This is a genomic window from Bacteroides sp. 41_26, assembly GCF_949740115.1.
GTDB classification, from domain to species: Bacteria; Bacteroidota; Bacteroidia; order Bacteroidales; family Bacteroidaceae; genus Bacteroides; species Bacteroides nordii.
Window position 1 is genome coordinate 104,028 of sequence record NZ_CATJGZ010000070.1, and the last position, 22,729, is coordinate 126,756.

Genomic DNA, 22,729 nt, shown 5'->3' on the forward strand with positions numbered 1-22,729 from the left:
CTACTCCACCAGCCAACGACTGATATTTCGTGTTTCGGCACTGAACTCTACTCCCACCTTCACTATTTCACGTCCATCCGCCAGATAAGGTATCAGATAGCCCCTGTCATCAATCTGCAGTAAGGCTTGTTCTGCCGTACCATTCAGCTTAAACTCAAAGACATAAACCTGATCGGGAGTCTTTACCACAGCATCCGCCCTTCCACGGGCACTACGCACTTCTGCCTCGGTGAACTGCCCCATCAACTTGAACACCAGATAAAACACAACCTGATAATGGCGTTCTTTGTTTTCGTTCAACTCATAAGGGAAATCGGCAAAAAACGATTGAAGACGAGTGAGGAAAGCTGATACATCACCTGCCTGTAGTTCCTTGATGAACTTGCCAATGTAGAAACGTCGTTCTCCGTCCGGTATTGGTGTATAAAAAGGCAATATGAAATTCATAAAACCGTACTTCACTTCATCATTCGGAAAAGCCAAACGATACATCTTGAAACGCTTATCATACTCTTTTATCGTGAGATATCCACTCTGGTAGATTAACGGGATAGGATTACGTGCCTCTACCCGATATTCAGTAAAAGCGGTAGAAGATGCTTCCACGCCATCAATCAAAATACGAAGATCGTAGTCACTCTTTTTAAGCAGTTCAACGAGAAAAGTAGGTGTCCCGGTCTGGAACCAATAATCATTAAATTCTTTTGCTTTCAGCGCATTGAGCACACTAAACGGATTGAAAACGCCCTCTCCCGCAGGATGAAAATGATAACCATCATACATCCGGGTCATCTCATCCACCGTTTCTTCATAAGTGGTATCGTTAGCTCTGCCCAGCACTTCCAGCTCAGGCTGGAAAATCGAAATTAACTCATCCCGGGTAATACCACAAACAGTAGCATAGTCATACCACAGGCTGATATCCTGCAATTGGTTCAAATCACTGAATACACTTACCTGGGCAAATTTGGTCACTCCGGTAAGGAAAGCGAAACGCAGGTAACGATCGGAGCTTTTCAGTACGCCATAAAAAGCTTTCAGGGTCGTGCGATACTCATCCAGCAAAGCCTCATTCTGCATGGCCTGAAGCAAGGGCTTGTCGTATTCGTCTATCAGGACAACGACATTGCGCCCGGTTAATTCGGAAGCACGTCTAATAACTCCCATGAAACGGCTCGACAGGGTAGTTTCGTCAACTCCTTTTCCGTATTTCAGTTCCCATTGAGTTAAGTGGTTACTGAGAATGCTGTTCAGTCTTTCGGGAGTATCATACTTCTCGGCGTTCAAGTCGAGGTGCAGCACAGGATAGGTGATCCACTCTTTCTCCAAATCTTCGATAGCCAACCCCTTGAAAAGTTCTTTCTTCCCCTCAAAATAAGCCTCGAAAGTAGACAGCAACAAACTTTTCCCAAAGCGGCGGGGACGGCTCAGAAAATAAGGAGTACTGGTACTTACCATCTGCCAGACAAGCGCAGTCTTATCCACATAGAGATATCCCTCTTTACGCAACTTCTCGAAAGTCTGTATCCCGATGGGGAGTTTACGGCTTAAATCAATCATAAGGCTATTATTCTAGGTATGACATTAGTAGTACGCAAAGATAGGTCTTTATGTTCACATACTCAAAATTTCTTTGTACATTTGCCCCGTTCAAAACCTGAAAAAAGAATGAAAACGAACCGTCCGATCCATAGACCTGCCATCCGTTTCCGCTGTTGGAGCCGGAAGGGATATGCTGCCTTTGCCAGCCTGGGACACCAGGTTACCATCGGGCAGTTGCATCTCAACGTGACGGAACGTTCGCTCGCCAAGCAAAAAGCTGCTCAAACTATCCCTTATCATACATTTATGACACTTGAAGAACTTAAAGACCAGGTGCTGCAAGGCGTTGATATCACGCCCGAACAAGCGGCCTGGCTGGCTAATACAGCCGACAGGGAGGCGCTATATGCGGCTGCCCATGAGATTACCGTCGCCCGTGCACAGCGCGAATTCGACATGTGTTCCATCATTAATGCCAAGTCCGGACGTTGCCCGGAAAACTGTAAATGGTGTGCACAATCTTCTCACTACCAGACAAAAGCCGAGGTTTACGACCTCGTCAGTAAAGATGAATGCCTCCGACAGGCACAATACAACGAAGCACAGGGCATAGCCCGGTTCTCACTCGTCACCAGCGGACGAAAACCTTCCCCGAAACAACTTATTCAACTTCGTGACTCCACCCGCTACATGCGCAGGCATACTTCCATTCAGCTATGCGCCTCCTTAGGACTCCTCGAAGAAGATGAATTACAGGTACTCTATGACGCAGGTATCACCCGTTATCACTGTAACTTAGAAACGGCACCTTCCTATTTTCCGAAACTTTGCTCTACGCATACGCAAGAGCAGAAACTGGCTACACTCAATGCTGCACGCCGGGTAGGTATGGATATCTGTTGCGGCGGCATTATCGGTATGGGAGAAACACTGGAACAGCGTATTGAATTTGCTTTCACCCTCCGGGAACTTGGGGTACAGTCCATCCCGATCAACCTGCTCAGCCCGATCCCAGGTACCCCACTGGAACACGCAACACCGCTGACAGAAGAAGAGGTATTAACCGCTATCGCACTTTTCCGCTTTATCAACCCGACAGCCTATCTGCGCTTTGCCGGAGGACGTTCACAACTCTCTCCGGAAGCTATGAAACGGGCTTTACATATCGGTATCAACTCGGCTATCGTGGGAGATTTACTAACTACACTCGGCTCAAAAGTATCGGAAGACAAGCAGATGATTTGTGCAGCAGGATACGGGATGGGAGAAGGGAGAAGGGAGAAGGGAGAAGGGAGAAGGAAAGAGAGGGAGGATGGGTTCGATCGGGAACATTTGTGGCATCCTTATACTTCGACCACGAATCCATTGCCGGTATATAAGGTAGAACGGGCAGAAGGGGCTACAATTACACTGAGTGACGGGCAGGTGCTTGTAGAAGGAATGTCGTCGTGGTGGTGTGCGGTACATGGATACAATCATCCGGTATTGAATGAAGCGGTACGGGAGCAGTTGGAGAAAATGTCGCACGTAATGTTTGGCGGACTGACACACGATCCGGCCATTGAATTGGGAAAGCTGTTGCTCCCTCTGGTTCCTCCCTCGATGCAGAAGATATTTTATGCAGACTCCGGATCGGTGGCAGTAGAGGTAGCACTGAAAATGGCCGTGCAATACTGGTATGCCGCCGGGAAGGCAGAAAAGAATAATTTCATTACCATACGCAGCGGATATCATGGTGATACATGGAATGCAATGTCTGTTTGTGACCCCGTAACAGGGATGCACTCGCTGTTCGGATCAGCACTGCCGGTACGTTATTTTGTACCTCAACCCGCCTCACGTTTCGATGGCGAGTGGAATCCGGAAGATATTCTCCCTCTGAAAGAACTGATAGAAACACGTTCCGACGAGCTCGCCGCACTTATCCTTGAACCGATTGTACAGGGGGCAGGCGGTATGTGGTTTTACCATCCCCGGTATTTACAGGAGGCAGCTAAACTTTGCCATGAGCACAATCTGTTACTTATCTTTGATGAAATAGCTACCGGCTTCGGACGTACAGGAAAGCTCTTTGCCTGGGAACATGCCGGAGTAGAACCGGATATCATGTGCATCGGCAAGGCACTGACCGGAGGATATATGACACTGTCTGCCGTATTGGCAACCAATGAAGTGGCGGATATGATTTCCAATCATGCACCGGGAGCTTTTATGCACGGCCCTACATTTATGGGGAATCCGCTGGCTTGTGCCGTAGCTTGTGCTTCGGTACGCCTGTTATTAGAGTCCGGTTGGCAAGAAAATGTGCGCCGTATCGAAGAGCAACTGAAGCGGGAACTGGCTCCGGCACGTTCACTTCCGGCCGTAGCAGATGTACGGATACTGGGTGCTATCGGAGTTATTGAGACACGTCAGCCGGTAGACATGGCATACATGCAACGGAGGTTTGTCGAAGAGGGTATCTGGGTGCGTCCTTTCGGAAAGCTGGTATACCTCATGCCCCCGTTTATCATCACGCCGGAACAATTAAGTAAACTTACGAGTGGAGTTATCAAAATAATGAGTAATTGAGTAGTTAAGTAGTCAAGTAGTAAGTAGAATACATTAGGCGAGTCATTTCTACTTGACTACTTGACTACTTACTACTAATTAATAAATAAGTTAAAGAATTATGACCACCATCGAACAGATGCAACAAGAGTTGCAGGAACTGAAAGAGAAAAGCAATCTACGAAAGCTTCCTGCCATTACACACGAAGGCAGAAACGTTATTGTAGACGGGCGACGGATGCTGAACCTCTCTTCAAACGACTATTTAGGATTGGCAAACGATAGGAAACTGCGCCAGGAGTTCCGGGAAACCCTGACCACGGAGACTTTTCTGCCCACCTCTTCCTCTTCACGTCTGCTGACGGGGAACTTCAGTATTTATGATCGGTTGGAGCAGCAACTTGCCGATAGCTTCGGCACCGAAGCGGCATTGACATTCAACAGCGGATATCATGCCAATACAGGTATCCTGCCGGCAGTAAGCAATACGCACACGCTCATCTTAGCAGACAAACTGGTACATGCCAGCCTGATAGACGGCATACGCCTATCGGCAGCAAAATGTATCCGGTACCGCCACAATGAATACAACCAGTTGGAACGTCTTTTACAGGTGAATCATTCGGAATACGAACGCATTATCGTCGTCACCGAAAGTATCTTTAGTATGGATGGTGACGAAGCCGATCTCCGGGAACTGGTTCGTTTGAAAAAACAATATCCCAATGTACTGTTGTATGTAGATGAGGCTCATGCCTTCGGAGTACGCGGACAGAGAGGACTGGGATGTGCAGAAGAGCAGGATTGCATCAACGATATCGACTTTCTGGTAGGTACATTCGGTAAGGCACTGGCTTCGGCAGGAGCCTATATCGTCTGCCGGAAAGTGATACGGGAATACCTTATTAACAAGATGCGTACTTTCATCTTCACCACGGCATTGCCTCCGGTGACAGTACAGTGGACTTCCTTCATGCTGGAACGTCTGGCAGGCTTCCGGCAAAGACGTGAAACCCTGCGGTTCCTTAGTAATCAACTCAGGGAAGCCCTGAAAAACAAAGGATATGACTGCCCTTCAACCAGTCACATCGTGCCGTTGATAACAGGAGAAAGCTGTGTGGCCATCCGGAAGGCGGAAGAACTACAACGCAAAGGATTCTATGCTTTGCCCGTACGCCCGCCTACGGTACCGGAAGGCACCTCACGTATCCGGTTCTCGCTGACGGCAGAGATCAGAGAAAGTGAAATGGAGAAATTAATAAATGAAATATCAAAAGTCGAAGAACCTGTTTAAATTTTCCTCAAAAGAAGATACTAAGATGCCAACCGTTACTTCCGTTTTGTCTGAATATATAAGTTTAAACAATATGGAATCCACCTCAAGCAGAGTCGCATTATTTTACATACAGTTTTCTCCCCAAGCCGTACGCCTTGCCCGGCTCCGGGGAGGAGGTAGCCCGGCTCCGGGGAAGAGCTTCTTCGGCTCCGGGGAACAGGCTGTTCGGCTCCGGGGAGAAAAGCGTTCCGTAAGCCCTTTAATAATCAGTGCTTTACAAAGACAGACTTTAGTATTCCGAGCAGTGCAACAATAGTAATATTACACAACATTATTTTAAGTATCACATCTACCTATGAACCAATATATCCATACGTCAACGAATCAGAAACGAGATCGCCTTCTCCTGTTCTTCGCAGGCTGGGGAATGGATGAACGCCCTTTCATACAATATACACCCCGTGAAAGCGATTTTATGATTTGCTACGATTATCATACACTCGATTTCGACACTTCCCCGACAGCCCGTTACTCCCATATCGACGTTGTGGCATGGTCTATGGGGGTCTGGGCGGCCTCACAAGTACTCTCACGCATTGCACTTCCCGTCAACAGCAGTGTCGCGATCAACGGCACCCCCTTCCCTATCGACGAGAAACGGGGTATTCCTCCTGCCATTTTCAAAGGAACATTAGAGGGTTTGAACGAAGCATCCCTTCGGAAATTCCAGCGCCGGATGTGCGCCAATGGAAGTGCTTTTGACAGCTTCCGCCACATTGCCCCCCAACGGTCAGCAGAAGACCTGAAAGAGGAACTCGCCGCCATCGCCCGGCAATATCGGGCACTTCCTCCTGCCAGCTTCTCCTGGAAGAAAGCCATCATCGGTGAAAACGACCGTATCTTCCCTCCCGCCAATCAACATACTGCCTGGGAAGAGACTTCCGCTTCCATCCTCCATGGTAACGAAGCTCATTATGACGAACCACTCTTTACACAATACCTGAAATGAATATGGACAAGAATCTGATAGCCGAACGCTTCTCTAAAGCAATCGGTACTTATACGCGGGAAGCAAATATACAGCAACAGATAGCCGAAAAAATGATTCGCCTCTTACAGCAATATCTCCCTCCAACTCCGTTGGGGAAAGTGGTAGAATTTGGTTGCGGCACAGGCAATTACTCCCGGCTGCTCTATCATACCCTGCAACCGAAACAGCTTCTCCTGAATGATATCTGCCACAACATGCAGACCTGCTGTGAAGACCTGCTCAATCAGGGCGTAGCCTTCCTTGCCGGAGATGCCGAAACACTCGCATTTCCCGAAGATACGGAACTTATCACCTCCTGTTCTACCCTTCAATGGTTTGAAAACCCGGAACACTTTTTTCACCGTTGTACGAACTATCTGAGTAGAAACGGGTATTTCGCTTTCACCACTTTCGGGCAAAAGAACATGGAAGAGATACGCAGTGTCACCGGACACGGACTTACCTACCGTTCGCTCCACGACCTGAAGGCTTCGCTCGCTCCTATGTACGATATCATTTATGCAGAAGAAGAGGTAGTCCCCCGTACCTTTACCACTCCGCTGCAAGTGCTCTATCATCTGAAAGAAACAGGAGTTACGGGTATCGGTAAACACCATTGGACACGGCGCGAACTAAACCGCTTCTGCGAGGACTATCCCCGTCAATCCGGTAACAACCGCTCCGTGACACTTACTTATCACCCTATTTATATTATCGCAAAAAAGAAGAAACAATGAAACAGAATGTATTTTTTGTATCCGGCATTGACACTGATGCCGGAAAGAGCTATGCCACCGGTTTCCTGGCCCGCGAACTCAATAAGAACGGAAAGCGTACTATTACCCAGAAATTTATTCAGACCGGCAATGTAGGTTATTCCGAAGATATTGACCTGCACCGCCGTATCATGGGAGTTCCTCACACCGAAGAAGATCATGAAGGACTCACTATGCCGGAGATTTTCTCCTATCCGGCTTCGCCGCATCTTGCCTCGCAATTGGACAAGCGCCCCATAAACTTCAACAAGATGGAACAAGCCACCGCCGAACTCAGCCGCCGTTATGACATCGTTCTGCTCGAAGGTGCCGGCGGACTGATGGTGCCGTTGACCGAAGAGTTGCTGACTATCGACTATGTAGCCCAAAAGGGTTACCCGCTCATTTTTGTAACCTCCGGCAAGTTGGGAAGCATCAACCACACATTACTCAGCTTTGAAGCCATACGTAACCGGGGGATCCGTCTTGATACTGTGATGTATAATCTGTATCCCACAGTAGAAGATAAAACAATACAAGAGGATACGCAAAGCTTTATCAGAAAGTATATGGAGAAATACTTCCCGGACACCCGGTTTATACTTGTGCCGGAAATAAAGCTCCGGAAATAAAATATCTTCTATGGCAACGGACGAAACGGACAATACGGATGACAACGGATCTTTTTATTCTATTTACTGATAATCAGTGAAAAAGAAGATTCGATCCGCCGTCATCCGCATTATCCGTTTCATCCTGTGTGCCGATGAAAACACAGCACAATATTAGCTCAGTTGCTCCGTGCTACTCTGCAGTGGAGTCTATTAAAGTTTTACTTTTGCTTCTTTGCCCATTCCAACCGACGTGTATCAGGCAATTGTTTCACCTGAAAATCTTCAAAGATAGCTTCAAATCCCGTACCATCAGGACATGCTCCCATTAATCCCACCATTACCGGGCAGTTATCCTGCAGCCAACAGGTACGCATCATCGTATACTTCTTATCATCCAATGAGAAGAATATTTCTACGGCATCCAGCTTTCTGACAGCTTTTATCCAGATAGAACGAGGAGCTTTATCCAACTCTACCACACTCCAGTCACTTGTTTTATGTGTCACCACAGCACTTACATTCTGTTTACCATTCACATACTCCACACCTGCTTTTATCCAGTTCTCATGATCCACACGAATCATCAGTCCCATTTGGTCAAAAGTAGTCACATAGTTTCCCGTTATTTTAACTTTCGCTTCAAACTCCCCACCGTAAAGAGCATAGTAAAAAGGTGCATCATCTACTGTAAAACCATAATGGGATATTCTCCAATAATCCGTTTTCGGAGGGACTATCATTGAGAAAGTACGTGCATCCCGTATCTCCCATTTATCAGGTTCATTAAACCAATTCATCTTTTCAAGACTTTGTGCCATAATTGTTTGATATTGCACAGCAAATGTCATAAACAGACCAGCTGCAAGTAAAAAATGTTTCTTCATATTCCGTTTTATCTAAAGTATTTTATTTCCGTTCGTCTTCGGTAAGTTCCCGAATCACTTTACAGGGATTTCCCACAGCAACGACATTGGCAGGAATGTTCTTTGTCACCACACTTCCGGCACCTATTATGCTATTATCACCAATCGAAACTCCCGGAAGTATCACTACATTACCACCAATCCACACATTATGCCCTATTGCTACCGGACAGGCATACTCCCAACCGGCTATGCGCCGTGTCACATTTACAGCATGTCCTGCCGTATAAATACTCACATTAGGAGCCAACAGTACATTATCTCCAAAGGTCACCAAAGCCTCATCTAATATCGTACATCCCATATTGGCATAAAAATTCTCGCCGACACGAATATTATAGCCATAATCGCAACGGAAGGGTTGTTCGACCAGCAATTGCTTTCCGGTTGCACCCAAGAATTGCTTCAGTATTTCAGTACGTCTTTCCATGTCCGACGGACGCAAATTGTTGTATTCAAACAAAACGTCTTTTGCCCGGGCACGATCTTCTACCAACTCGTCACAGAAAGCCAGATAGGGTTCACCTGCCAGCATTTTTTCTTTATCTGTTTTCATTTCTTTATACTTCGTGATTTGTGGGAAACTTGTATAGGAACAGCAAATATAAATGAATAAATAGAATAGTAACCCACATTCCCTCCCTATATTTTCCTTATTAGAGAAATATTTCTTACGTTTGTATCTGAAAGACAAATGTATTGTTATAAAAAGAAGAAGATAATGACCTGCCCACTGAAAGTAATGAAACGTTTTTTGCTCCTTATACTGTTAATCATTCCCTTGGCATTTACATCATGCGAACAGGAGGATTGGCCTGTCAAAACGGATCAGACCGTACTCATGTATCTTCCATGGTCCAGCAATCTTAAATCTTACTTCGAAACCAATATATCGGACTTTGAGAGTGTAGTACAACGAAACATACTCAAGAACGAAAGGGTTGTAGTATTCTTCTGTACTTCGCCCACTGAAGCAGTACTCTTTGAGTTGGCATATGATAATGGCAAATGCATACGCAAACCCCTGAAAATTTATCATAACCCCGCTTTCACTACGGCCACAGGCATTACTTCCATTCTGAATGATGTTAAAACCCTCGCTCCTGCCAACCGCTATGCCATGACAATCGGTTGTCACGGAATGGGATGGATTCCTGTACCAACCACACAGGCGCGAAGTATAGGCCAAAAGAAACACTGGGAATATGAAGGCGTACCTATGACACGCTATTTCGGTGGATTAAGTCCTGAATATCAGACTAACACCACCACTCTTGCAGAAGGGATTGCAAATGCCGGAATAAAAATGGAGTATATTCTCTTTGATGACTGCTACATGGCTTCTGTAGAAGTTGCCTATGATCTGAAAGAAGTTACCGACTATCTGATTGCTTCCCCTTGTGAGATTATGGCTTACGGTATGCCTTATGCTGAGATTGGTCCGCATCTGTTGGGTAAAGTCGATTATGAAAGCATATGTGATGCATTTTACGAGTTCTATAAGAACTACGAAGAAATGCCTTGCGGGACAATCGGAGTAACGGTATGTTCCGAGTTGGAAAATTTAGCTGTTACAATGAAAGAGATAAATAACCAATATACTCTTCCTTCCTCTTCATTATATACCATACAGACAATGGACGGGTATACCCCCACCCTCTTTTTCGACTGTGGGGACTATGTAGCAAAACTCTGTACAGACGCCGGCCTATTGGCACGATTTGAAGAACAACTGGAACGCACTATCCCCTATAAAAGGCATACCGATTATTATTACACCATGAACAAGGGAAAGATTAAAATCAATACATTCTCCGGTGCAACAATCTCAGATCCAAGTACTAACCCTTATGCCACTGAAAAATATCAGACTGCGTGGTACAAAGCGACTCATTAGTCTTTTTTATATACATAAATAGTTTATAAGCGTTTATAATCCCCACCTCAAAACGTTTACGTATGCTTTTAAAACTATTACTCAATTCTGATGAAATATCCTACAAGAGTCTGGTGGAAGTAAAATAACAGGATAATTCTTGAGAAAAGTTTTTATGAAGAGCGTTAAAAGGGAAAAATCGCCAAACATTTCAGCTAAATTGTCATTTATATATATGTTTGACAGCACTATCTTTGCAACAGTAAAAACAATAAAAAAAGGAAGTATATGAAATCAATTAAAACCTTAACTGCAATTTTTGCCCTCACACTGACTTTTATAGCAACAGCCTGTGCAGGTAATAAAGACAATAAAAGTGCTAATTTTCAAAAAGAACAAAGCAATATGGAAGTAATAGCATTAACTAAAGCAGACTTTTTAAAAAAAGTATATAATTACGAAGCCAATCCCAATGAGTGGAAATTTGAAGGCAATCGTCCTGCGATCATCGATTTTTACGCGACATGGTGTGGTCCTTGTAAAGCAATGGCACCCATTTTGGATAATATAAGTAAAGACTATGCCGGGAAAATAGATGTATATAAAATAGATGTGGATAAAGAGTCTGAACTCGCCGGAACATTCGGTATCCAAAGTATCCCCACCTTATTAATGATTCCAGTAAAAGGAGAACCAAAAATTTTACAAGGAGCAATGCCCAAAGATCAGCTGATTAAAATAGTAGACGAGTTTCTATTAGAAAAGAAATAAAAAATGGAAGCTATATAGAAATAATCATCTGTAAATAAAAACGCCCATATATAGTGCCTCGTTAAAATATATTATAATGAGGCACCATATATATGGTAACAGAGCATTACTCCTCACTCCAAAGACATCCTTGCCATGAGATAGCAAGTAGTAGATTCGGCTCCCTGATTCAAGTTAACATTATTCTCTTCCAACCCGTCATAACAGCCTCCTGTAGCAGGATTGTAAACTATCTGATGCAGTTGATTGTGCCCCAAAAACCAATTAAAGGCAATTCGCTGTCTAATTAGGTATTCTTCTTCCGGAAATACCCGATAAAAAACAGATAATGCAATGACACACCCTGCCACATCCACCGGCTGTTCACCATATTTATGGCATTCCTTTTCCTTATGCATCCAGCCCTGGTTGGAAACTACCCGGATATGATCTTCAGGAAATAGTTTCTCCAATAAAAAATCGAACGACTTTCGTGCTATCGTCTTATATGTGTCGTCTTCCGTTGCCAGATAAGCCAGTAACATCGCCTCGGGCAGAATACTGTTATCATAAGTGAGGTAAGTCTCAAACCAGTTCCATTTGCCCTTTGCCGTCAACCGGTAACACCGAGCCAGCTTATCTGCCGATAACCGGATCAGTTCTTGTACCTCATCAGAGGGGTACATCAGGTTATAATAATACAAACCTTTGAGTGCAAAAGCTATGCTACGGAGAGACTTCATCCATCTGATTTGCTGAAAAGTATTTTGAAGCACTACCCGAGCTTCTTCTACCCAAGAGTCCGGAAAAAGCCTGCCATAAAAAATAAAGTATCCCAGTGCCCAAATACCCCGGCCATTGGAATCTTCAAGTCCTACCACTTTATTCTGATTTGTGAAGGTATGATTCTTATCTATATAATTCAGAAAAGAACCATCCGGTTGCTGGCAGTAGCAGATAAGTTCAAGATAAGTTTTAATATACCGAGTACAAGATCCGTTTATCCCGGAAGCGACAATCTGGCACAGTGCAATCAACGCACGCGCATTGTCGTCCAGTGTATAACCCGTTTTTAAATCGGGACGGTTTCCCTTTGCAAATTGTACAATTCCCCACTGACGGGTCATCCGCAATATATGACGAATATTAATCGGCGGCAAAGAGTAGACAAGAGGTTCTCTCTCTTTTTCACCGATAGTACGAAATAATAAAGCATAGGCAATGGCTGAGTTTTCCCAGGCAGTACCGGCTGTTTTTTGCAAGCCGGCAATCTGCATCTCCGAACGCGATGCCTCATCGGCAAGCAAACGATTAACCGCAATGGCCAGTTGAGCAGAATCTTTGAAATCGAAGATGACACCGGATTCATCACTCAACAATTCCAGTGCGTGCGGTATAGGCGTAGCCACAATAGGGCATCCGCAACTCAGTGCATAAACAAAAGTGCCGCTTACCGCCTGGCAAGGATCGCTGGAGGTGAAGAGATAAATATCAGTAAGTTGCAGATATTCCAATAGTACCGGAAGCTCAAGATAGCAATTGACAAACCGGACATACTCTTCCAGTTCCAGATTGGCAACCTGCGCTTTAAGCATTTCACGATATGCCTCTCCTTCTGCCTTAAGCACCATAGGATGTGTTTTCCCTATGATGAGAAACAATACAGTGGGATTCTTTTTCACAATCTCCGGCAGGGCTTTCAGCGTAGTTTCAACACTCTTTCCGGCACTCAGCAGACCAAAGGTAGAGAGTATCCTCCTACCGGAAACATAATATATTTCCTTTAATTTCTTCTTATCGCGAAGTGAAACCAAATGAGTACCATGGGGGATAACTGTCAGCTTCCCGGTAGGAACATGGTATTCTCTTTCAAGAATACTATAAGAAGTATACGTCATCACCACAAGAGAATCACAGGCAACCGCCATACGCCCTATATAGGCGTACAACCCAGAAGAAGGATGGGATAGCACCGTATGGAAAATTAAAACTACCGGTTTACACAATTGTTCCAACAATTGCAGGAAGGCCATTCTATTCTCATGAAACAGTCCGAACTCATGTTGTACAAGTATCATCTCCACTTCCCGCTCTGTATTCAGTTGTACAGCAAGTGCACCAAAGGCAGCAGCGTCTGATGTATCCAACGTATATTCCACCTCTTTTGAATAAACATGCTTTTCTGTATCGGATTCTACCGCACACACTTTTATAGAATAAGAATCACCAAATTTAGTCATTATATTCCGAATCAGGTCTTGTGCAAAAGTAGCAATACCACATTCACGAGGAGGATAAGTAGTTATGCATATTATCTTTTTCATTTAATTTGACTTATTAACTCATTCAATAACTCAGTCAGTTGTACCGACACACAAGCCACTTGTTTATCAGCCGCTCCATAGTAGATATAAAGTGTATCGCCAAACGAAGCTGTACCCGTAGGGAAACACACCCGGCTGACTACACCGGAAAGTTCATATCCGATTGTAGGAGAAAATAAAGGATACGGCAAGCGTGCCAGTTCAACGGACGGATCGTTTATATCCAGCAAGGCAGCACAAGCAGAGTACACATATCCGGCAGGAGTATCATATACACTGTGGTATATCAGCAGCCAGCCGACAGGTGTTTCTATGGGAGGACATCCTGCACCAATATAACTTGACTCATGCTCATAGAGAGGAGCCAGCAATATATGAGATGCAAAATTCAAGAAGTATTGTTTCCAGAAGGCTACAGTAAGTTCTTCCAATTGCTCTACAGCTACAAACTGGATGTCGGGACGGATCCGGTGCATAAAATAAAACTTCCCGTTTATCTTACGGGGGAAAAACACCAAATTTTTATCCATTAGATACAAAGGTTTCCCTTTGTCATTTACGGCTTCCCGTTTGTTATAGGAACGATAATACTTGGCTATAACAGCCGGTTGCGAACGAAGTAACTCCTTAAAACGAGGATACGTAATCTGAGAAGTGAGAACTCCTTTTTTCTCAAAATGTTTTAGGTCAGAAGAGACAGCCCAAGCACCTACAGCACTGAAACCGTCATAAGCTGTATAGGTTAAATAATAAATGTCTTCAATCTGTACGATACGGGGATCTTCCACCCCCTGACATTCATACGGAAACTCAGGCACCAGCAATGGAACTGTATTCCTTTCTACCACCTTCAAGGGGCCCTCAAGACGACAGTAACCAATGGTGGAATGATTACCCTCTCTCACGGCACGATAGAACATATGTACCGTATTTCCTTCGGCAATTACTGCCGGATTCATCACACTTTCATTTTCAAACTCAAGAGAAGTCGTTTCAAGTATTACGCCTTCCCTTTTGATTTTTACCATTAAGTTTTGGGCATTACGAACGTTTTGCTTTCACTCTTACTTTGTTTCTCTCTCTGATACTCAGTCAGAACTTTTGAGCCTGCTTTGTCTGACTTCTCTTTCTTGGCTTCTTTTTTTCTTTCTTTACCTTTCATGATTCATTTTTTTAGAATAGTTTATACTGAGGCGGGATAAAATAGGCGGGAGTCTATTCTTCATATCCTGCAAGATACGGTGATTAAAACAGTAAATACCATAATGTGTTGATTATTGTTCTTTTATAACATTCGTTGGCTGAATTAATCATGGAAGAATGTGAATACATAACAATGGGGTGCTCAGTACCAATACATCTCTCTGCAAAAGATGCACTTCAAAAAAAATAATTCCATCTATAGACCCTAATGTTATTTCCCGCTTTGATCAGGATTCAATGTTTTATAGTATTTAATACGTTCTCCCCAAGGACGGTATTCAAAAGGAAAAACGTGTTGTTGTTCTGCCCATCGGTTCCACTTCTTTTCCAAAGCTCTTACTTTCAATAATATTAGGATATTCCTTGTCCGGAACAGTGCCGGCAACTGTACTACCTCCTATTGAAGACAACAGTAAAGAACTTATCAAAAACTTATTCTTCATAGTATACTATTTTTGTTCTGACAAAATTATGATACTTTACCTGCTTATATGTTCTAATTTAGTTATTTTATTATCCAATATCGTCTAAACGTATCACCTTTTCAAAGAAACAATATACAAACAAACTTATCTGATTCTCTTTCGTAATACAAACTCTTCAAAAAAAGCATCACGGTAACTATTACCGATAGCTATCTCGTTGGATTTAATAAAGATATCGTTATTATCAAAAGAATCAATATGCCGGGTATTAACTATATAAGACTTATTTACCCGAATAAAAGTGTTTTCCGGTAAAAGGTCAAAAACTGCTTTCAGAGTCATGCGGGTAATAATACGCTGGTCGTTAAGTTGTAGAATTACATAGTCTTTTAGCCCTTCAATAAAAAGAATATCAGCAAAGTTCACTTTAAAGTAACGGCGGTCTGCCTTGACAAAGAAGTATTCAGCAGCTTTAATGGTTTCAATAGCCTCTTTTTCTTCTTTCAATAAAAGTAAGTGATAGGAAACGGCTTTGTCAACAGCTTTTCTAAAGCGTTCCGGTTCAATGGGTTTGACAAGATAATCAACAGCATCTACCTCATAACTATCAAGGGCATATTCTGTATAAGCAGTAGTGAAAATAACAAGTGTCTTCCTGGAGATGGTACGGGCAAACTCAATACCGGTAATACCGGGCATCTGAATATCCAGAAAGATAAGATCAACCGAATACTCTTCCATGAAACGGGAAGCAGACACCGCGCTGTTGAAAGTTCCCATAAGATTGAGTACGCCGGTATCTGCAATCAGCAATTCCATCGCCTCTCGCGCCAGTGGTTCATCATCTACAATAATACAATTCATAAATCCAAATATAAAATTACAGTATAGTTTTCTTTGGTTTCTTTTCTCTCTAAAAGATAATGCCCGGGATATAACAAAGTCAATCGGCGACGGATATTTGCAAGTCCGATACCTCCTACCCTACCTTTCTCTTTCACTATAACCGGCTTTGAGTTTTCACACTGAAACTCCAGATGCGCGTCACAAACTTTAAAAGAAACATGAACATAAGAAGGATTCTCACTGTCTGAATTGTGCTTCACTGCATTTTCTACAAAAGGAATAAACAATAAAGGCGGAAGCCAGACAGAATCGATGTCTCCCTCTTGGATAAGGGTATACTCAAACTTGTCACGACGTATCTTTTCAAGATTCAGATAATCATTCAAAAAACGAATATCAGAGCTAAGAGAAACATTCTCACGAGAGCTATCATTCATCTGATAACGCAATAAATCCTCCAATTTAAAAAGTATCCAATGCCGAAATAGCATAATAGCAGCCGTACCGGCAGTAATAAAACCAATTGTGAGAATTCCGGAAAAAGCATTGACGAACATAGCAAAACTACCGGGATACTGACTGGGCATCGCAGAAGCATATAGTATATCCTGATAAACAACCGTGATAAGTATAGCAAGAAAAATCACTCCCAGGACCGTGAGCAAATAAAGTCCTAAGCGATTCTTTTGCAAAAATCGGGGAACCAGCCAATATATGTTAGTATAAATTACAAAATCGATTGTAGCCCAATAAATAACCCATCCCAATAAACGATGCAGGATCGTAAGAGACTGCAAAGGTTCGTACCAAAGTACATTTACGGTTATCAGTAAAACCACAAGCTGTAGTAGCAGATGCCGGTAAAGCCTACAACGAGGACCTAACAAGAAATCGGAAACAACCCCATCATCTATTTTCTTCTCCATACCTCACCTCCTCTCAACTCCAGATGAATATTTTCCTTTTCTAATTGCAGATCATAATACTGCCCGTATTGGAGATCAAGCCTTTGTCTGATTCGCTCTAATCCTCGTTCGTCACCTACAAAGAAATCAATGCCCGGACAGGAACAGACAAATATAATATCGTCGACATCAGCCTTCAGACGGATATGTACAGATATAAATGAAATGCCCTGTTCACACATCTGCTCTACCGCATATTGCACAAAAGGAATGAAAAGCAAAGGAAGAACAAAGGTACAATTCACATCTCCATCCGAAGAGAGGCTATACTCAAACCGCTCCGAACTTAATTGTTCCAACGTCAGATAATTAGTGAGAAAACTTATTTCACTTCCAAGCAGCACCTTTTCTCTACTGCAATCATACAGCTGATAACGTAGTAATTGGCTAAGTTTCATTAACATCTTTGAAGCTTTGATCGGATCAGTAAGAGCCAGATGCCCCGAACGGTTTAATATTTTAAATAAAAGTGAGGGGCTGACTTGTTCTTTCAGTTGTTCTACCTCTGATAAAACATGTGCTTTCTCCAACTGTGCAATACGCTGATTATTAACTATCCATAGTTTCAATAAAACAGTCATAGAACCTCCTACCATACAAAGTGTAGTCATCAAGAGTGCAGAAATATAATCTATCAACATGATTACAGTAAAAAAGGGTTGTGACGCTTTTATTTGTGGCCAAAAAGAATAAACAATGTATTCTTGAAATCACTTACAGTACCCATCTCCGGTTTATCTGTCAATTGAACCGTAGCATAAGGAATGGGATGACGGGATGCACCATCAATAACTATTCCACGGATGATCTGTACAGGAGCCCGCATTGCCTTCTCCTGACCAAACACACAAACAGACACCAATAAAGCTATTCCTAATAAAATCCAGCTGCCACTCCGTCGAAGTTTCTGTGATAATTCATCACTTACAACCTTTTTTAAAGATTTCAACATCCGGCTACAATCGTCTACATTCATATCAGACTGTGTGGACATAGCCGCCAGTAATTCTGTCTTATTCATTCTTTTTGTTTTTTTAATTCTGCTGCGAAGGTAAAGCAAGATAAAAACTGATCTTCGGAAATGAGACATACAGTGTTATTTTGTAGACAAGGAGAGAATGTCAAGAGACATTAGAATCAACATATATGAATATTTTTTCTTTTATCAATTGGATATAGAACAAAAATATTTAACTTTACCCACAAGACAAGCCAAACAGTATATATGGAAAAACTAAATACATTAAAGCAATATGTATTGCCATTCATACGTGTCAACACGTTAATGACAGGCAGCTGGATCATTCTGGTAACTCTGTTCAGAATGAGTGGATTGGAAATTCCCTCAAGTTTATCGAAACAATATGGGACTCTCATTTTATTTGGGATCAGTGCACTCATCAGCTTCTTATGGATTTACTGTCCTCACTTCAAAGAATTGTACCGTAACTCGGAAAAGAATGACAACATCGGATTACCTGTAGGCTCATTGGGAATGGCAATCTGTATGCTTATGTTTGCAGAGACACAATATTCTCATGCAGCCATAGCATATTTTACATCAATAGCCGCATTTATCCTCTTTCTGTACTGGGACTTATACAAAATGAGACTAAGGAAACAAAAAAGACAAACAGAAAGAACACGAAGAAACTGTATACTCACACAGAATAAAGTATCCAATAACAAAATAATATTAGTAGAGAAGGTGGATAGCAACGAAATTGAAACATTAGTAAAAGATTTCTGCGCCATGTATAATAAAGAAAAGGACAGAGCTATTATCAAGATACAAAAATTCACTAACAAAGCGCATGTACTAAGCTTTCCTTACGATATTGATTTCGATACCTATTGCTATCTTTTCAACTATATAACTTATCCGCTGAATATAAAAAACAGACCGTTTGTCACCGGCTGGTATCCTGTTTCTAAAGAGGAAGAAAGTATGTTTTATATTCCCTTTAATGAAAGAGAAAAAGACAATGTCTATTATGTAACCCCCGAAGGTAAAAACTACAAAGTAGATTTTGGTACAATGAAACCTTTACGAACAGAAAGCGTACAACCTTATGGTCCGCTTCCCACAATGATAGAAGATTGGGTAAAAGCAGATATGGATTGATATCTTCCCCATATCTATAAATGACAGATGGTTAGTATCCCCCTATTTTATTACCACAAACCAGCCGGGAAAACAATATTCGTCATAGAACCTCCATAATCTCAAACCTTTATAGCTCATTTTGCGTTTATATTTATGATAAAACATTAAACTATGAGTACAAAAGAGCAATATTGGAAATTTTCACTTATCGCTATTATTATTGGATTAGGAATCATCCTGTTCAAACAGATCACTCCTTTCCTGGGTGGTCTTCTGGGAGCATTGACTATCTATATTCTTGTTAGAAAACAGATGATGCACCTCACTGAAATACGAAAGATAAAACGAAGCATTTCGGCTCTGTTGATCACTGCCGAAGCTATTTTATGTTTTCTGGTCCCTATTTCACTTACCGTGTGGCTCATAGTCAACAAATTGCAGAATTTCAATCTGGACCCACAATCTATCATTGCTCCCATTGAAGAGATGGCAGGTATTATCAAAGCCAAAACAGGTTATGATGTATTGGGCAGTGATACTGTGTCGTTTATTGTTTCGGCTCTTCCCCGCATCGGGCAAGCTGTAATGGGGGGCATCAGTAGTTTTGCCATCAATCTGTTCGTACTGGTATTCGTACTATATTTCATGTTGATAGGTGGCAGCAGAATGGAAGCCTATATCAACGATATTCTTCCATTCAATGCCACAAATACGAAACATGTGATACATGAAATTAATATGATTGTACGCTCCAATGCCATTGGAATTCCACTTCTTGCAATCATACAAGGAGGAGTGGCTATGATTGGTTATTTCATTTTCGGAGCTCCCGATGCCTTGTTACTTGGTTTCTTAACCTGTTTTGCCACAGTTATCCCAATGGTAGGCACGGCTCTGGTATGGTTTCCTGTAGCTGTATATATGGCAGTTACAGGTGATTGGTTCAATGCCATCGGACTGGCAGCCTACGGAGGCATTATTGTTTCGCAGCTTGATAACCTGATACGTTTCATCCTGCAAAAACGAATGGCAGACATCCATCCGCTCATTACTATTTTCGGAGTAGTCATTGGCCTCTCTCTATTTGGATTCATGGGAGTCATCTTCGGTCCTTTACTTTTATCCTTATTTTTCCTCTTTGTTGATATGTTCAAGCGGGAATATCTGGATGGACGAAAATAACCGAATGGTAAAACAGTGAATCTCCCGAAAAATTGCGTACTTTTGCAAGACCAAAACGACATAAAAATCAATGGAAGCATTTACATTCAATACTTTCGAACTGATTCTACTATCAGCAGCCGGAATTCTTCTCGTGATTCAGTTATTCTATTATCTGGGCATCTATAACCGGATACATACACGAAATATCGCAGATAAAAAAAACGAACTGCACTTTACCAAAGAGCTTCCTCCTCTATCGGTCATTATCTGTGCACGCAATGAATCGTCTAATCTACGCCAGTTTCTGCCTGCTATCCTTGAACAAGACTATCCACAATTTGAAGTGATTGTCATCAACGATGGTTCTACGGATGAAAGCGAAGAAGTACTCTCTGCCTTTGAAGAGAAATATCAACATCTATATCATAGTTTCACTCCGGAAAGTGCCAGGTATATCAGTCGTAAAAAGCTGGCATTAACACTAGGTATCAAAGCGAGTAAATACGATTGGCTGGTATTCACCGAAGCCAACTGTCAACCTACAAGTAACCAATGGTTACGACTAATGGCACGCAATTTTACCCCTCATACCCAGATTGTATTGGGATACAGCGGATACGAACGTGGCAAGGGATGGTTGCATAAACGCATATCATTCGATGCTTTATTTACATCACTGCGTTATCTGGGATTTGCTCTTGCCGGAAAACCATATATGGGACTGGGACGTAATCTGGCATACCGGAAAGAGATGTTTTTCAAAGAAAAAGGATACTCTACCCACCTGAATCTGCAACGGGGCGAAGACGACTTGTTCATTAACCAGATTGCGACTCCTGATAATACACGGGTAGAAACAAATAGCAATGCTGTAATACAGATGCAACCCGTAGAAAGATACAAAGACTGGAAAGAGGAGAAAGTGAGCTATATGGCTACTGCACGTTATTTTAAAGGTGTCCAGCGCTACTTTCTTGGTTTTGAAACCTTCTCACGCCTGTTGTTTTATATCGTTTGTATAGCCGGTATTATATTCGGAATACTAAACCTTCATTGGTTGGCAGCCGGCATTGCTCTATTTATATGGTTAATACGCTATATTACACAAGCCATTGTGATCAATAAGACAGCGACAGAACAAGGAGACAACCGACGCTATTATTTTTCTCTTCCTGTATTTGACCTGTTACAACCCCTTCAGACTCTCAAATTCAAACTCTATCGTTTCTATCGGGGGAAAGGAGACTTCATGAGAAGATAACACAACAAACCTACTTTAAATACATTATTATGAAAAAGAATCTTTTAATTTTAGCCGTCCTGCTCATAGGTTTACTCAGTTGCCAAAGTCAAAAACCGATTGAACACGGAGCATTTACAACAGCATCTTATAACCTTCGTTATGCTAATGAAGGCGACTCTATTGCCGGAAACGGTTGGGGAACGCGCTATCCGGTTATTGCCAAACTCATACAATACCACGACTTCGATATCTTTGGAACACAGGAAGGATACATTCGCCAATTGGAAGATCTGAAAGCGGCATTACCCGGTTATACCTACATTGGTGTAGGCCGTAACGATGGCAAAGAGGCAGGAGAACATTCTGCTATTTTCTACCGTACAGATAAATTTGATCTTCTCAAGAAAGGAGATTTCTGGCTGTCGGAAACACCCGATACAGCAAGTATAGGTTGGGATGCCGTATTACCTCGCATCTGTAGTTGGGGACATTTTAAATGCAAAGATTCCGGATTCGAATTTCTGTTCTTTAACCTCCATATGGATCACATTGGTAAAAAAGCCCGTGTAGAAAGTGCCTTCCTCGTACAAGAGAAGATGAAAGAACTGGGAGCTAATCTCCCTGCTATCCTCACAGGAGATTTTAATGTAGATCAGACACACAGTTCTTACAAAGCATTAACCGAAAAGGGAGTACTTGTTGACTCTTATGAAACAGCAGACTTCCGCTACGCTACCAATGGAACATTCAACAGCTTTGACCCGAATAACTTCACGGAAAGCCGGATAGATCATGTTTTTATATCTCCGCTGTTCAAAGTAAAAAAATACGGGGTACTGACAGATACTTATAGAAGCGCAAAAGCTACAGGAATAGAAAAAGCCAATGCAAAGGATTGTCCGGAAGAGATTTCTATTGAAAGCTACGAGGCACGCACACCCTCTGATCACTTCCCGGTAAAAGTGGAACTGATGTATTAGTGCTTGTGCTTCCCGCACGGGGAGGTGCGACAGGCGATGGATGCAGAGCTATTGAAACGCAGAATTCTAAGACCTGCACAAATATTTGTGCAAGAAAAAACAGTTAAATAAGTTAAATGGGTTGCTATCTAGTGTAGCAGCCTGTTTAACTTTTAT

22 protein-coding genes are annotated in these 22,729 nt (G+C 42.5%); 11 read left to right on the top strand and 11 right to left on the bottom strand.

Annotated features, from left to right (window positions below; translation table 11 throughout):
* A complete protein-coding gene (locus QX565_RS10010) occupies nucleotides 1-1,560 on the bottom strand; it encodes a PD-(D/E)XK nuclease domain-containing ATP-binding protein (RefSeq protein ID WP_289292670.1) in 1,560 nt (519 codons plus the stop codon).
* Nucleotides 1,561-1,668: 108 nt separating this feature from the next.
* Between QX565_RS10010 and bioA the strand changes: the two genes are divergently transcribed.
* The 5 genes from bioA to bioD all read left to right on the top strand — a co-directional run bounded on the left by bioA (nucleotide 1,669) and on the right by bioD (nucleotide 7,785).
* A complete protein-coding gene (gene bioA, locus QX565_RS10015) occupies nucleotides 1,669-4,113 on the top strand; it encodes an adenosylmethionine--8-amino-7-oxononanoate transaminase (RefSeq protein WP_289292669.1) in 2,445 nt (814 codons plus the stop codon).
* A gap of 100 nt (nucleotides 4,114-4,213) precedes the next feature.
* Entirely contained in the window at nucleotides 4,214-5,386 is a 1,173-nt protein-coding gene (locus QX565_RS10020; protein WP_289292668.1) for an 8-amino-7-oxononanoate synthase, read from the top strand.
* A 337-nt stretch (nucleotides 5,387-5,723) separates the two neighbouring features.
* Nucleotides 5,724-6,377: a DUF452 family protein gene (locus tag QX565_RS10025; RefSeq protein ID WP_289292667.1), complete on the top strand. Its 654-nt coding sequence runs from the start codon at nucleotides 5,724-5,726 to the stop codon at nucleotides 6,375-6,377.
* A 2-nt stretch (nucleotides 6,378-6,379) separates the two neighbouring features.
* Nucleotides 6,380-7,135, top strand: coding sequence for a malonyl-ACP O-methyltransferase BioC (gene bioC / locus QX565_RS10030; RefSeq protein WP_289292666.1), 756 nt, complete (start codon nucleotides 6,380-6,382; stop codon nucleotides 7,133-7,135).
* Nucleotides 7,132-7,785: a dethiobiotin synthase gene (bioD, locus tag QX565_RS10035; RefSeq protein WP_289292665.1), complete on the top strand. Its 654-nt coding sequence runs from the start codon at nucleotides 7,132-7,134 to the stop codon at nucleotides 7,783-7,785. Before bioC ends, bioD begins: the two co-directional genes overlap by 4 nt.
* 200 nt (nucleotides 7,786-7,985) lie before the next feature.
* Here the strand turns inward: bioD and QX565_RS10040 are convergent, their stop codons facing one another.
* Both QX565_RS10040 and QX565_RS10045 read right to left on the bottom strand, forming a co-directional pair.
* On the bottom strand, nucleotides 7,986-8,615 hold the full coding sequence (locus tag QX565_RS10040; protein WP_369880842.1) for a DUF1349 domain-containing protein: 630 nt from the start codon (nucleotides 8,613-8,615) through the stop codon (nucleotides 7,986-7,988).
* Between the two features lie 58 nt (nucleotides 8,616-8,673).
* On the bottom strand, nucleotides 8,674-9,246 hold the full coding sequence (locus tag QX565_RS10045) for a sugar O-acetyltransferase (protein WP_221649437.1): 573 nt from the start codon (nucleotides 9,244-9,246) through the stop codon (nucleotides 8,674-8,676).
* 165 nt (nucleotides 9,247-9,411) lie between these two features.
* Here QX565_RS10045 and QX565_RS10050 point away from each other — a divergent pair, with 165 nt between their 5' ends.
* Nucleotides 9,412-10,587, top strand: coding sequence for a clostripain-related cysteine peptidase (locus tag QX565_RS10050; RefSeq protein WP_221649438.1), 1,176 nt, complete (start codon nucleotides 9,412-9,414; stop codon nucleotides 10,585-10,587).
* A gap of 267 nt (nucleotides 10,588-10,854) precedes the next feature.
* Nucleotides 10,855-11,337 carry a thioredoxin gene (trxA, locus tag QX565_RS10055; RefSeq protein WP_289292664.1) on the top strand — a complete coding sequence of 161 codons (483 nt, stop codon included), beginning with the start codon at nucleotides 10,855-10,857 and terminating at the stop codon, nucleotides 11,335-11,337.
* A 113-nt stretch (nucleotides 11,338-11,450) separates the two neighbouring features.
* Here trxA and QX565_RS10060 read toward each other — a convergent pair whose 3' ends face one another.
* The 8 genes from QX565_RS10060 to QX565_RS10095 all read right to left on the bottom strand — a co-directional run bounded on the left by QX565_RS10060 (nucleotide 11,451) and on the right by QX565_RS10095 (nucleotide 18,100).
* Nucleotides 11,451-13,640, bottom strand: a complete 2,190-nt coding sequence (locus QX565_RS10060) for a glycosyltransferase (protein ID WP_289292663.1) — start codon at nucleotides 13,638-13,640, stop codon at nucleotides 11,451-11,453.
* Nucleotides 13,637-14,668: a glycoside hydrolase family 130 protein gene (locus QX565_RS10065; protein ID WP_289292662.1), complete on the bottom strand. Its 1,032-nt coding sequence runs from the start codon at nucleotides 14,666-14,668 to the stop codon at nucleotides 13,637-13,639. Before QX565_RS10065 ends, QX565_RS10060 begins: the two co-directional genes overlap by 4 nt.
* Entirely contained in the window at nucleotides 14,668-14,802 is a 135-nt protein-coding gene (locus QX565_RS10070; RefSeq protein WP_255585496.1) for a hypothetical protein, read from the bottom strand. The genes QX565_RS10065 and QX565_RS10070 overlap by 1 nt, the downstream gene beginning before the upstream one ends.
* 319 nt (nucleotides 14,803-15,121) lie before the next feature.
* Entirely contained in the window at nucleotides 15,122-15,286 is a 165-nt protein-coding gene (locus QX565_RS10075) for a hypothetical protein (RefSeq protein WP_289292686.1), read from the bottom strand.
* A 126-nt stretch (nucleotides 15,287-15,412) separates the two neighbouring features.
* Nucleotides 15,413-16,132: a LytR/AlgR family response regulator transcription factor gene (locus QX565_RS10080; RefSeq protein WP_289292661.1), complete on the bottom strand. Its 720-nt coding sequence runs from the start codon at nucleotides 16,130-16,132 to the stop codon at nucleotides 15,413-15,415.
* Nucleotides 16,129-17,040 carry a sensor histidine kinase gene (locus QX565_RS10085; protein ID WP_221649444.1) on the bottom strand — a complete coding sequence of 304 codons (912 nt, stop codon included), beginning with the start codon at nucleotides 17,038-17,040 and terminating at the stop codon, nucleotides 16,129-16,131. The genes QX565_RS10080 and QX565_RS10085 overlap by 4 nt, the downstream gene beginning before the upstream one ends.
* Nucleotides 17,025-17,720, bottom strand: a complete 696-nt coding sequence (locus QX565_RS10090) for a sensor histidine kinase (protein ID WP_221649445.1) — start codon at nucleotides 17,718-17,720, stop codon at nucleotides 17,025-17,027. Before QX565_RS10090 ends, QX565_RS10085 begins: the two co-directional genes overlap by 16 nt.
* Before the next feature lie 29 nt (nucleotides 17,721-17,749).
* On the bottom strand, nucleotides 17,750-18,100 hold the full coding sequence (locus tag QX565_RS10095; RefSeq protein ID WP_221649446.1) for a peptidase associated/transthyretin-like domain-containing protein: 351 nt from the start codon (nucleotides 18,098-18,100) through the stop codon (nucleotides 17,750-17,752).
* A gap of 204 nt (nucleotides 18,101-18,304) precedes the next feature.
* Here QX565_RS10095 and QX565_RS10100 point away from each other — a divergent pair, with 204 nt between their 5' ends.
* The 4 genes from QX565_RS10100 (at nucleotide 18,305) to QX565_RS10115 (ending at nucleotide 22,573) form a co-directional block, all read left to right on the top strand.
* Nucleotides 18,305-19,204, top strand: a complete 900-nt coding sequence (locus tag QX565_RS10100; protein WP_255585498.1) for a hypothetical protein — start codon at nucleotides 18,305-18,307, stop codon at nucleotides 19,202-19,204.
* 153 nt (nucleotides 19,205-19,357) lie between these two features.
* Nucleotides 19,358-20,368, top strand: coding sequence for an AI-2E family transporter (locus QX565_RS10105; protein ID WP_289292660.1), 1,011 nt, complete (start codon nucleotides 19,358-19,360; stop codon nucleotides 20,366-20,368).
* Between the two features lie 70 nt (nucleotides 20,369-20,438).
* Nucleotides 20,439-21,611 (top strand): glycosyltransferase, encoded by a 1,173-nt coding sequence (locus QX565_RS10110; protein ID WP_289292659.1) that lies wholly within the window; start codon nucleotides 20,439-20,441, stop codon nucleotides 21,609-21,611.
* A 29-nt stretch (nucleotides 21,612-21,640) separates the two neighbouring features.
* Nucleotides 21,641-22,573, top strand: coding sequence for an endonuclease/exonuclease/phosphatase family protein (locus QX565_RS10115; protein ID WP_289292658.1), 933 nt, complete (start codon nucleotides 21,641-21,643; stop codon nucleotides 22,571-22,573).
* Nucleotides 22,574-22,729: the final 156 nt, after the last annotated feature.

Bases quoted from the DNA above. Each gene is read 5' to 3' on its own strand.
- QX565_RS10060 (WP_289292663.1), bottom strand. From the start codon at position 13,640: ATGAAAAAGATAATATGCATAACTACTTATCCTCCTCGTGAATGTGGT.
- QX565_RS10050 (WP_221649438.1), top strand. From the start codon at position 9,412: ATGACCTGCCCACTGAAAGTAATGAAACGTTTTTTGCTCCTTATACTG.
- QX565_RS10105 (WP_289292660.1), top strand. From the start codon at position 19,358: ATGAGTACAAAAGAGCAATATTGGAAATTTTCACTTATCGCTATTATT.
- QX565_RS10070 (WP_255585496.1), bottom strand. From the start codon at position 14,802: ATGAAAGGTAAAGAAAGAAAAAAAGAAGCCAAGAAAGAGAAGTCAGAC.
- bioA (WP_289292669.1), top strand. From the start codon at position 1,669: ATGAAAACGAACCGTCCGATCCATAGACCTGCCATCCGTTTCCGCTGT.
- bioC (WP_289292666.1), top strand. From the start codon at position 6,380: ATGGACAAGAATCTGATAGCCGAACGCTTCTCTAAAGCAATCGGTACT.
- QX565_RS10025 (WP_289292667.1), top strand. From the start codon at position 5,724: ATGAACCAATATATCCATACGTCAACGAATCAGAAACGAGATCGCCTT.
- QX565_RS10040 (WP_369880842.1), bottom strand. From the start codon at position 8,615: ATGACATTTGCTGTGCAATATCAAACAATTATGGCACAAAGTCTTGAA.
- QX565_RS10115 (WP_289292658.1), top strand. From the start codon at position 21,641: ATGAAAAAGAATCTTTTAATTTTAGCCGTCCTGCTCATAGGTTTACTC.
- QX565_RS10095 (WP_221649446.1), bottom strand. From the start codon at position 18,100: ATGAATAAGACAGAATTACTGGCGGCTATGTCCACACAGTCTGATATG.
- QX565_RS10100 (WP_255585498.1), top strand. From the start codon at position 18,305: ATGGAAAAACTAAATACATTAAAGCAATATGTATTGCCATTCATACGT.
- trxA (WP_289292664.1), top strand. From the start codon at position 10,855: ATGAAATCAATTAAAACCTTAACTGCAATTTTTGCCCTCACACTGACT.
- QX565_RS10085 (WP_221649444.1), bottom strand. From the start codon at position 17,040: ATGGAGAAGAAAATAGATGATGGGGTTGTTTCCGATTTCTTGTTAGGT.
- QX565_RS10075 (WP_289292686.1), bottom strand. From the start codon at position 15,286: ATGAAGAATAAGTTTTTGATAAGTTCTTTACTGTTGTCTTCAATAGGA.
- QX565_RS10010 (WP_289292670.1), bottom strand. From the start codon at position 1,560: ATGATTGATTTAAGCCGTAAACTCCCCATCGGGATACAGACTTTCGAG.
- bioD (WP_289292665.1), top strand. From the start codon at position 7,132: ATGAAACAGAATGTATTTTTTGTATCCGGCATTGACACTGATGCCGGA.
- QX565_RS10080 (WP_289292661.1), bottom strand. From the start codon at position 16,132: ATGAATTGTATTATTGTAGATGATGAACCACTGGCGCGAGAGGCGATG.
- QX565_RS10065 (WP_289292662.1), bottom strand. From the start codon at position 14,668: ATGGTAAAAATCAAAAGGGAAGGCGTAATACTTGAAACGACTTCTCTT.
- QX565_RS10020 (WP_289292668.1), top strand. From the start codon at position 4,214: ATGACCACCATCGAACAGATGCAACAAGAGTTGCAGGAACTGAAAGAG.
- QX565_RS10045 (WP_221649437.1), bottom strand. From the start codon at position 9,246: ATGAAAACAGATAAAGAAAAAATGCTGGCAGGTGAACCCTATCTGGCT.
- QX565_RS10090 (WP_221649445.1), bottom strand. From the start codon at position 17,720: ATGTTGATAGATTATATTTCTGCACTCTTGATGACTACACTTTGTATG.
- QX565_RS10110 (WP_289292659.1), top strand. From the start codon at position 20,439: ATGGAAGCATTTACATTCAATACTTTCGAACTGATTCTACTATCAGCA.